The sequence below is a fragment of the Streptomyces sp. NPDC059455 genome, from assembly GCF_042750115.1.
In the GTDB taxonomy this organism is placed as follows: domain Bacteria; phylum Actinomycetota; class Actinomycetes; order Streptomycetales; family Streptomycetaceae; genus Streptomyces; species Streptomyces endocoffeicus.
This window is the reverse complement of sequence record NZ_JBHYVB010000206.1, coordinates 10,919-20,126: the sequence shown is the minus strand read 5'-3', so window position 1 is coordinate 20,126 and position 9,208 is coordinate 10,919. Positions and strand designations below refer to the sequence as shown.

General features: G+C 69.2%; 10 protein-coding genes. 6 read left to right on the top strand and 4 right to left on the bottom strand.

What is annotated here, in order from left to right; genetic code table 11:
* Nucleotides 1-130 precede the first annotated feature (130 nt).
* The 3 genes from pstC to pstB are packed head-to-tail and all read left to right on the top strand — an operon-like array spanning nucleotide 131 to nucleotide 2,981.
* Nucleotides 131-1,120 (top strand): phosphate ABC transporter permease subunit PstC, encoded by a 990-nt coding sequence (gene pstC / locus ACFXB5_RS44015; protein WP_385219377.1) that lies wholly within the window; start codon nucleotides 131-133, stop codon nucleotides 1,118-1,120.
* Complete coding sequence (gene pstA / locus ACFXB5_RS44010) at nucleotides 1,117-2,178, top strand: phosphate ABC transporter permease PstA (RefSeq protein WP_385219375.1); 1,062 nt, start codon at nucleotides 1,117-1,119, stop codon at nucleotides 2,176-2,178. The genes pstC and pstA overlap by 4 nt, the downstream gene beginning before the upstream one ends.
* Before the next feature lie 26 nt (nucleotides 2,179-2,204).
* The gene (gene pstB / locus ACFXB5_RS44005) at nucleotides 2,205-2,981 is read left to right on the top strand and encodes a phosphate ABC transporter ATP-binding protein PstB (protein ID WP_385219373.1); all 777 of its coding nucleotides are present in this window, start codon (nucleotides 2,205-2,207) and stop codon (nucleotides 2,979-2,981) included.
* 186 nt (nucleotides 2,982-3,167) lie between these two features.
* On the opposite strand, the gene ACFXB5_RS44000 is transcribed toward pstB, so the two are convergent.
* Nucleotides 3,168-4,166 carry an anion permease gene (locus tag ACFXB5_RS44000; protein ID WP_385219372.1) on the bottom strand — a complete coding sequence of 333 codons (999 nt, stop codon included), beginning with the start codon at nucleotides 4,164-4,166 and terminating at the stop codon, nucleotides 3,168-3,170.
* Nucleotides 4,167-4,174: 8 nt separating this feature from the next.
* Nucleotides 4,175-4,795: a DUF47 domain-containing protein gene (locus ACFXB5_RS43995; RefSeq protein WP_385219370.1), complete on the bottom strand. Its 621-nt coding sequence runs from the start codon at nucleotides 4,793-4,795 to the stop codon at nucleotides 4,175-4,177.
* A 191-nt stretch (nucleotides 4,796-4,986) separates the two neighbouring features.
* On the opposite strand from ACFXB5_RS43995, the gene ACFXB5_RS43990 reads away from it, so the two are divergent.
* Entirely contained in the window at nucleotides 4,987-5,391 is a 405-nt protein-coding gene (locus ACFXB5_RS43990; RefSeq protein ID WP_385219369.1) for a metal-sensitive transcriptional regulator, read from the top strand.
* Between the two features lie 185 nt (nucleotides 5,392-5,576).
* Here ACFXB5_RS43990 and ACFXB5_RS43985 read toward each other — a convergent pair whose 3' ends face one another.
* Together ACFXB5_RS43985 and ACFXB5_RS43980 are read right to left on the bottom strand one after the other, a co-directional pair.
* Entirely contained in the window at nucleotides 5,577-5,834 is a 258-nt protein-coding gene (locus ACFXB5_RS43985) for a hypothetical protein (protein WP_385219383.1), read from the bottom strand.
* Nucleotides 5,835-6,033: 199 nt separating this feature from the next.
* Nucleotides 6,034-6,951 carry a hypothetical protein gene (locus ACFXB5_RS43980; protein WP_385219367.1) on the bottom strand — a complete coding sequence of 306 codons (918 nt, stop codon included), beginning with the start codon at nucleotides 6,949-6,951 and terminating at the stop codon, nucleotides 6,034-6,036.
* A gap of 95 nt (nucleotides 6,952-7,046) precedes the next feature.
* Between ACFXB5_RS43980 and ACFXB5_RS43975 the strand changes: the two genes are divergently transcribed.
* Together ACFXB5_RS43975 and ACFXB5_RS43970 are read left to right on the top strand one after the other, a co-directional pair.
* Nucleotides 7,047-7,250 (top strand): hypothetical protein, encoded by a 204-nt coding sequence (locus ACFXB5_RS43975; protein WP_385219365.1) that lies wholly within the window; start codon nucleotides 7,047-7,049, stop codon nucleotides 7,248-7,250.
* 168 nt (nucleotides 7,251-7,418) lie between these two features.
* Nucleotides 7,419-9,032 (top strand): FAD-binding oxidoreductase, encoded by a 1,614-nt coding sequence (locus tag ACFXB5_RS43970; RefSeq protein ID WP_385219363.1) that lies wholly within the window; start codon nucleotides 7,419-7,421, stop codon nucleotides 9,030-9,032.
* Nucleotides 9,033-9,208: the final 176 nt, after the last annotated feature.

Here is a 9,208-nt window from a genome sequence, read left to right as displayed (position 1 = left end):
CTAACACTTACCACGCGTGCGTGTCGGACCCCCGGTGGTTCTCCCCCATCGTGTCCCCACCCCCCCCTCGTCCGGTGCACCGCCGCGCCAGGAGCCTCATCCGCAACAGGCTCCGCAGACCGGAGAACCCATGAAAACGGACATAGAACCCACATCATCAGCCGCAGGGTCACCATCAAAGGTCAGGACCCGCTCCACCGGCCGCGCCGGTGACAAGATCTTCCTCGGCCTCTCCCGGGGTTCCGGTATCGCTCTGCTGGTGATCATGGCGGCCATCGCGGCCTTCCTCACCTACCGCGCCGCCATCGCGATCTCCAAGGACGAGGCCAACTTCCTCACCTACTTCGAGTGGAACACCGGCTCCTCGCCGATGCGGTTCGGCATCGCCGTCCTCGCCTACGGCACGGTCGTCAGCTCGATCATCGCCATGGTCATCGCGGTCCCGATCGCGGTGGGCATCGCGCTGTTCATCTCGCACTACGCCCCGCGCCGGCTGGCCACCCCGGTCGCCTATGTGATCGACCTGCTCGCCGCGGTCCCCAGCATCGTCTACGGCCTGTGGGGCGCGCTCTTCCTGGTGCCGCATCTGACCGGCCTGTACACCTGGTTCGACGACTACCTGGGCTGGACCGGGATCCTCAGCTACCAGGGCGGCGCCGCGCGCTCCCTGTTCACCGTCGGCATCCTGCTGGCGATCATGATCCTGCCGATCGTCACCAGCGTGAGCCGCGAGGTGTTCCGGCAGGTCCCGAGGATGCACGAGGAGGCGGCGCTGGCGCTCGGCGCCACCCGCTGGGAGGTCATCCGGATGTCGGTCCTCCCCTTCGGCCGCTCCGGCATCATCAGCGCCTCGATGCTGGGTCTGGGCCGTGCGCTGGGCGAGACCATGGCGGTCGCCACCGTGCTGTCCCCCAACTTCCTGATCGAGACCAGCCTGCTGGACCCGGGCGGCGGCACCTTCGCCCAGAACATCGCCAGCCGCTTCAAGGAAGCCGGCAACGACGGCCGTGACGCGCTGATCGCCTCCGGTCTGGTGCTGTTCGTCATCACCCTGCTGGTCAACGGTGCCGCGCGAATGATCATCGCCCGCCGCAAGGAGTACTCGGGGACCGCCGCATGAGCACTGTCGTTGACAAGAACGCGCGCCACGGCTCGAGCCTCCAGCAGGCCCGGCTGCCCGGATGGGCCCCGTACGCCCTGGTCGTGGCCTCGGTGGGCCTGGGAGCGGGCGCCGGCGCCGGCCTCGGAATGGGCAATCCGTTCCAGGTCGGCCTGCTCGCCGCCCTGATCTTCATCATCGCCTCCTACGCCCTCGGCGCCGTGGTCGAAGGCAGCCGACAGGCCAAGAACCGGCTGGCCACCAGCCTGGTGTGGGTCTGCTTCCTGCTCGCCGTCGTCCCGCTGCTCTCCCTGCTCTGGGAGACCATCGACCGGGGCCGGACGGTGCTCGACGGCTACTTCCTGGCCCACTCCATGGAGGGTGTGCAGACGATCCTGCCCGGCGGTGGCGCGTACCACGCGATCATCGGCACCCTGGAGCAGGTCGGCCTCGCCGCGCTCATCGCCGTGCCGATCGGCCTGCTGACCGCCATCTACCTGGTGGAGTACGGCCGCGGCCGGCTCGCCAAGTCCGTGACCTTCTTCGTCGACGTGATGACCGGCATCCCCTCGATCGTCGCCGGTCTGTTCATCCTCAGCTTCTGGATCATCATTCTCGGCTTCAGCTACTCGGGCTTCGCCGGCGCCATGGCGCTGGCCATCCTGATGATGCCGATCGTCGTCCGCTCGACCGAGGAAATGCTCAAGCTGGTCCCGGACGAGCTGCGTGAGGCGTCCCTCGCGCTCGGCGTGCCCAAGTGGCGCACCATCCTCAAGGTGGTGCTGCCCACCGCGATCGGCGGAATCACCACGGGTGTGATGCTCGCGGTCGCCCGTATCGCCGGTGAGTCCGCCCCCATCGTGCTGCTGGTCTTCGGTGCCACGGGGATCAACAACAACCCGTTCGAAGGCGCCCAGTCGTCGCTGCCCTACTACATCTACGAGCAGTGGCAGCTCGGCAATGAGGCCTCCTTCAACCGGGCCTGGGCAGCGGCGCTCGTGCTCATCGCCTTCGTCATGATCCTGAACCTGGTGGCCCGCGGCATCGCCCGCTGGAAGGCCCCGAAGTCCGGCCGCTGAGGCCAAGAAGAAGAGAAGTGATTCACATGGCCAAGCGCATCGACGTCAGCGGGCTCACCGCCTACTACGGCAGCCACAAGGCCATCGAGGACATCTCGATGACCGTCGAGCCCCGCTCGGTGACCGCCTTCATCGGCCCGTCGGGCTGCGGCAAGTCGACCTTCCTGCGCACCCTCAACCGGATGCACGAGGTCACCCCCGGCGGCCGGGTCGAGGGCAAGGTGATGCTCGACGACGAGAACCTCTACGGCTCGGGGGTGGACCCGGTCTCCGTGCGGCGCACGGTCGGCATGGTCTTCCAGCGCCCCAACCCGTTCCCGACGATGTCCATCTTCGAGAACGTGGCCGCCGGACTGAAGCTCAACGGCTCGTACAAGAAGGGCGAGCTCGGACACGTCGTCGAGAAGTCCCTCAAGGGCGCCAACCTGTGGAACGAGGTCAAGGACCGGCTCAACAAGCCGGGCGCCGGGCTCTCCGGCGGTCAGCAGCAGCGGCTGTGCATCGCCCGCGCCATCGCGGTCGAGCCCGATGTGCTGCTGATGGACGAGCCCTGCTCGGCGCTCGACCCGATCTCGACCCTCGCCATCGAGGACCTGATCGGTGAGCTGAAGGAGCGCTTCACGATCGTCATCGTGACGCACAACATGCAGCAGGCGGCGCGCGTCTCGGACCGTACGGCCTTCTTCAACCTGGCCGGTGTCGGCCAGCCGGGCAAGCTCATCGAGATCGACGAGACCGAGCGGATCTTCGCCAACCCGTCGGTGCAGGCGACCGAGGACTACATCTCCGGCCGCTTCGGCTGACCAGGCCCCTCGCACGACCGGCGAGGACAGAACGTCCTGCGGTGCTGCATGGCGGTGCCACCGCAAGACGAAGGGCCCGCCCCTGGCTCCCGGGGGCGGGCCCACTTTTGTTGCTGCGGTCAGCGTGTTGCTGTGGTCAGCCTGTGCGGCGGTCAGCTTGTCGCGGCGGTCAGCTTGTCGCGGCGGTCAGCCGAAGGCCAGGTTGACGATCCAGTAGCTGAGCGCGGCGACTCCGGCCGCCGCGGGCATGGTGATGAACCAGCCGAGAATGATGTTCTTCGCGACCCCCCAGCGGACCGCGCTCACCCGCTTGGTCGCCCCCACGCCCATGATCGCCGAGGTGATGACATGGGTGGTCGAGATGGGCGCCTGGAACATGAACGACGCCGTGTACATGACGCCTGCCGCCGTGGTCTCCGCCGCGAACCCCTGCGGCGGGTCCAGCTCGATGATCCGCCGTCCCAGCGTGCGCATGATGCGCCAGCCGCCCGCGTAGGTGCCGAGCGACAGCATCGCGGCGCAGGAGATCTTCACCCACACCGGAATCGCGTCGCCTTCGTCCTCGACACCCCCGATGACCAGGGCCATCACCACGACACCCATCGTCTTCTGGGCGTCCTGGAGGCCGTGGCCGAGCGCCATGCCCGCCGCCGAGACGGTCTGCGCTATCCGGAAGCCGCGCTTGGCCTTGTGCGGGTTCGCGTTACGGAAGATCCAGAGGATGGCCACCATCACGAAGTAGCCCAGCACCAGGCCGACGATGGGCGAGAGGACCATCGGGATGACGATCTTCTCCAGCACCCCGTCCCAGTGGACCGTGCTCGCCCCCGCGAGCGCCGCGCCGACCAGCCCGCCGAACAGCGCGTGCGAGGAGGAGGACGGCAGACCGTAGTACCAGGTCACCATGTTCCAGGTGATCGCGCCGACCAGCCCGGCGAACAAGATCATCATGCCTTGGTCGCCGGTGGGGGTGGCGATCAGGCCCTCGCTGACGGTCTTGGCGACACCGCTGCCGAGGAAGGCACCCGCGAGGTTCATCACGGCGGCCATCGCGAGCGCCGCCCGTGGGGTCAGCGCCCGGGTGGAGACCGAGGTCGCGATGGCGTTGGCCGAGTCATGGAAGCCGTTGGTATAGGTGAAGAACAGCGCGACCGCGATGGTCACGACAAGCGCGAAGGTGTCCATGCCCGGGCTCAGGACTCCTTGACGGCGATGGTCTCGACCGTGTTGGCCACATGCTCGAAGGCGTCCGCCGCCTCCTCCAGCGCATCGACGATCTGCTTGAGCTTGAGCACCTCGATGGCGTCGTACTTACCGTTGAAGAGGTGGGCCAGGAGCTTGCGGTGGATCTGGTCCGCCTGGTTCTCCAGCCGGTTGACCTCGATCCAGTACTCCGTGAGGTTGGTCATGGTGCGCAGATTCGGCATCGCCTCGGCGGTCAGCTCGGCCGCCCGCGCCAGCACCTCGATCTGCTGCTCGACACCCTTGGGCAGCTCTTCCACCTGATAGAGGACGACCAGGTCGACGGCCTCCTCCATGAAGTCCATGATGTCGTCGAGGGACGAGGCGAGGGAGTAGATGTCCTCGCGGTCGAACGGCGTGATGAAGGAGGAGTTCAGCTGGTGGAAGATCGCGTGCGTGGCATCGTCCCCCGCGTGCTCCGCGGCCCTCATCCGCTCCGCGATCTCGGCACGAGCGGAGGAGTCCGCCCCGAGCAGTTCCATCAGGAGCTTGGAGCCGGTCACGATGTTGTCCGCGGACGCGGCGAACATGTCGTAGAAGCTCGTCTCCCTGGGGGTCAGACGAAAGCGCACTGGGGATCCTCGAATGCAGCGGATGGGGACTCGACGATGCTAGGCGCATCTTCCGGCCACGGTAACCGGCGGTCCCAGTGTCGCCCATTGGGCAGAGTGCTCAGCACGGGGGCCCGGTTCGACCGGAAAAGGCGGTACCATATACCCACTGGGGGTATATGCGGACATAGCGTAATCAACGGGAGGAAGCCATGACGACCACGGCGGCCGACACCACCGCGCCCACCGACGGCGACGAGCGGGGCCAGGCGTCCGGGCACACCTCCGCCCAGGACTCCGTACCCCACGGTGGGCATGGATACGCCAAACAAAAGGATCAGCATCTGAAGCGGCTGCGCCGAATCGAGGGCCAGATCAGGGGACTGCAGCGGATGGTCGAGGAAGACGTCTACTGCATCGACATACTCACCCAGGTCTCGGCGAGCACCAAGGCGCTCCAGTCGTTCGCCCTCCAGCTGCTCGAGGAGCATCTGCGCCACTGCGTCGCCAGCGCGGCCGTGGAGAGCGCCGCCCAGGGCGAGGCGGAGGGCACGGGAGAGGTCGACGCCAAGGTGGCCGAGGCCACGGCGGCCATCGCCCGGCTGCTGCGGACCTGAGCGCAGGTACGGGCCGACCGGTACGGGCCGTTTCCGGGTGGGCGGTGGACGGGCCGCCTCCGGGTCAGTGCCGGTACGGGCCCGTTCCCGGGCGTGGACATGACCGTACGCTCGCCTCTCGCCGGACGGGGCCGCTGGGCACCCGCCGGCGAGACGGCGGCATCGACGGTGCCAGGGGGCGTCCGCTACGGGGCGTCCGGGCTTCCGGCACCGGCCTCCGGGGCGGCCTTCGCGTCCTCGGCGCGCTTTGTCTCCTCGGCGCGTTTCGCCTTCTCCGCGCGCTTCACCTTCTCGGGGCGCTTCCTGTCCTCGGCGCCCTTCCCGTTTCCATTGGCGCCCGTGGCCCCCTCGGCCGAATCTGATCGGTCGGCCTGCACCCGGAGCACCTCGTCGATACGGTCCGTACTGAGCCTGTCCTCGTCCGCGCTCGACGCAGCGATCATCAAGTCACCGTAGAGATCGATTTCGACGAGGGCCACGGGGTCCGGGCCCGACGAGCCGCGACGCGCAACCACGTGTTTCACCTCCTCCAGCGAGCACCTGCGAGCACTTTCGAGCAGCGGCTTCCCAGCGTAGGGATCGGTACACACTCCGCGCATGGCACGGATGGGCCATTTCGAAGGGCAAAGCGAGCCCCTCCGACTACTTCTGAGGTGATCCGACCTTTCCTGTGTAGATATCCGTGGGCTTGGGGAGCTCGACCTCGGCGGGGGCCCCGAAGTCGTACAGCTCCGTGGTGGAGGCGACCCCCAGTTCGCCGCGCCGCCGCCCGGCGGCGTCCGGGCTCTCCGCCGCCTCCCGGCCGTCCGCCCGGCTGGTCACCGTGAACCGGTGCCGCACCTCGCGCAGCCGGCCGAGTCCGTCGAGATACGCGTCGAAGCGCACCGTGCTCTCGTCGAACCCTCTGGCCGCGGCCACCAGCGATCCCCGCGCGCCCTCGGACGCGACACGCGCCGCCCGGCCGATATCGGTGGTGCCGCGGTAGTGGCGCACCAAGTCTCCGCCGAGTCCTTCCTCGCCGACCAGACTGGCCTCCCGCACCCCGCGCAGCAGCTCGGCGGCGGTCAGCGGATCGGTGGCCCCGCCGGTGACCAGATTGCCGTCGGGAATGTCCGTCGTATCCACCCGCACCCATTTGTCGCGGGGAATACCAGCACCCCGATTGCGCATGAAAAGCGCCCCGGAAGTCAGGAGTTCGGTGATCGGCGCATGCTCGGCGGCCCCCATCGCATCCCTCGGCAGCAGCAGCCGCAGCCGCCCCAGCCGCTTCTCGAAGTCGTACGCGCCGGCGCCCCGGATGGACACGCGGGTGCCGCCCGTCGCCGTCTCCATGGTCGTACGGACCCGTGAGCTGCCCGACTTGACCAGCACATCCGCGGCCCGGTGCAGCACCGTGACCGCGCTCTCGTGTGCGGTGCCGCCCGGTCGTTCATCGGCCGCCGTCTCGGTGGAGCAGCCGCTCACGGTCGCCAGCGACACGGCCAGCAGACCACCTGACGCGACTCCGGCGACCGCTCTCACCCGTCTCCGTACGCCGAGCCCGCGCTGCTGGAACACCATCGACCGCCGACCCCCTGGCCACGCTCGTCCCGCCTGGTACTTGTTCGTTTAACGATTCACACCGGTGGCTCGTCACGGCCCGGTAGCGTGGTCATGTGCTCGACTCAGGCGACATAGGTCCCGGCCAGAACCGCACCACCACGGTGGAGCGGGGCTCGTTCTCCATCGCCCGCTGCACCTGCGGCTGGTCCGGTCCAGCCCGTCGCGCCAGAGCCATCGCCCGCGAGGACGCGGCGGACCATGCGACGGCCCGTCATACCCGGTCCGGTACAGGCGATTCATCGAATTCGTCCGATTAGTTCGAATCCGGCTCGTCCGATTGGCGCGGGTTGTCCGTCCCCCGACAACTCTTCGGCCATGAGCGGAACCACACCCCCCGGTCGACCCCTCTGACCAAAGGACCGGGTCGGCCTCGCGGTGGCCCGGTCGACGGTTGAGAACAGCGTCGACAGGGAGGGGACACCGCCATGAACCGGCGGACACTGCTGGCAGCGGGCACGGGGCTGGCGGCCACCGCCACAGGGGTCACGGCGTGCAACGATGACGCGGGGAAGGCCGGCGGTGACACGAGCCCGGTCGGCTCCTCCTCCTCGACGTCGGACGCCCGCTCGGCCTCGGCGAGCGGCAGTCGCCGCGCCGTCGACGGCAAGCCCAAGTCCGCGGACTGGAGCGCGCTCGGCAAGGGCCTCAAGGGCGACCTGGTGCGCCCCGGAGACTCCGACTACACCTCCGCCAGCCGGCTCTACAACACCCGCTTCGACCATCTGCGCCCCGCCGCCGTCGCCTATATAGAGAACACCTCGGACATCTCCGCCTGTCTGGACTTCGCCCGGCGCCACGGCGCCCCCGTCGCGATCCGCAACGGCGGTCACTCCTACGCCGGCTGGTCGAGCGGCGACGGCCGCCTCGTCATCGACGTCTCCGCGCTCTCCTCGATACGTACGACCTCCGGCGAGGCGCGGATCGGCGCCGGCGCCAAGCTCATCGACCTCTACACCACACTGGGCGCCCGCGGGGTCACCGTCCCCGGCGGCTCCTGCCCGAGCGTCGGCATCTCCGGACTGACCCTCGGCGGCGGCCACGGCGTGGTCTCCCGGGCGTACGGGCTGACCGCCGACAGCCTTACGGGGGCCACCATCGTCACCGCGGACGGCAAGGCCCTGGAGGTCTCCAAGAGCCGCGAGGCCGAGCTGTTCTGGGCGCTGCGCGGCGCGGGCAACGGCAACTTCGGCGTCGTCACCGAACTGCGCTTCCGTACGCATGACGCGGCCGACGGCGTGACCTGTTACATGTCATGGCCATGGTCCAAGGCCGCGAAGGTGCTGAGCGCCTGGCAGAAGTGGGGCCCGGACCAGCCGGACGAGATCTGGTCGGCGCTGCATCTGTCGGCCGCCCCCGGACGCACCCCCACCGTCTCCATCAGCTGCTTCTCGCTCGGCACCTACGGCGCGCTGCAGAACGCGGTGGACAAGCTCGCCGACGGGCCGGGCGGCCCCGGCCCCGCCTCGCAGGTCAGCCTGCGCCGCCGCGGCTACGTCGACGCCATGCGGATGTACGCGGGCTGCGGCGACACCTCCACGGCCAACTGCCATCTGCCCGGCGACAAGCCCGGCCGCAGCACCTCCGGGGTGCTGAACCGCGAGACCTACGCGGCGCGCTCGGACTTCTTCGACCGCTCGCTGAGCCAGGCGGGCGTCCGGGCGATGCTGGACCAGCTGGAGCGCTACGGGCGGCGCACCGGCGGCGGGGGCGCGGTCAGCATCGCGCTCACCGCGCTCGGCGGGGCGGTCAACCGGGTCTCGCCCACGGCCACGTCCTTCGTCCACCGCCGGTCGCGGTTCCTCGCGCAGTACACCGCGTCCTGGGCGGCGAGCGGCTCGGGCACCGCGGGCAACGCCTGGCTGGACGGCGCCCATAAGGCGATGCGGCGGTACGCCTCCGGGGCGGCGTACCAGAACTACACGGACGCGTCGCTGAAGGACTGGCGCTCGGCCTACTACGGCTCGGCCGCCGACAAGCTGACGCGGGTGAAGAAGCGTTACGACCCGGACCGGCTCTTCGACTTCCCGCAGGCGCTGTGAGGTCCTTGGCCTCTGCCGGATGTCGGGCGACGGCCTTCGCCGGACGCCGGGCGCCGACGGGCGACGCCGGACGACGGCGGGCTGATCCGCGGAACGACGGCCGATCCGCGGGGGTGTGTGGAGGTGTGGCTGTGGCGGGGGCGCGGGGGGGGGGGGGGGTGGGCTGTCGGGCGCGT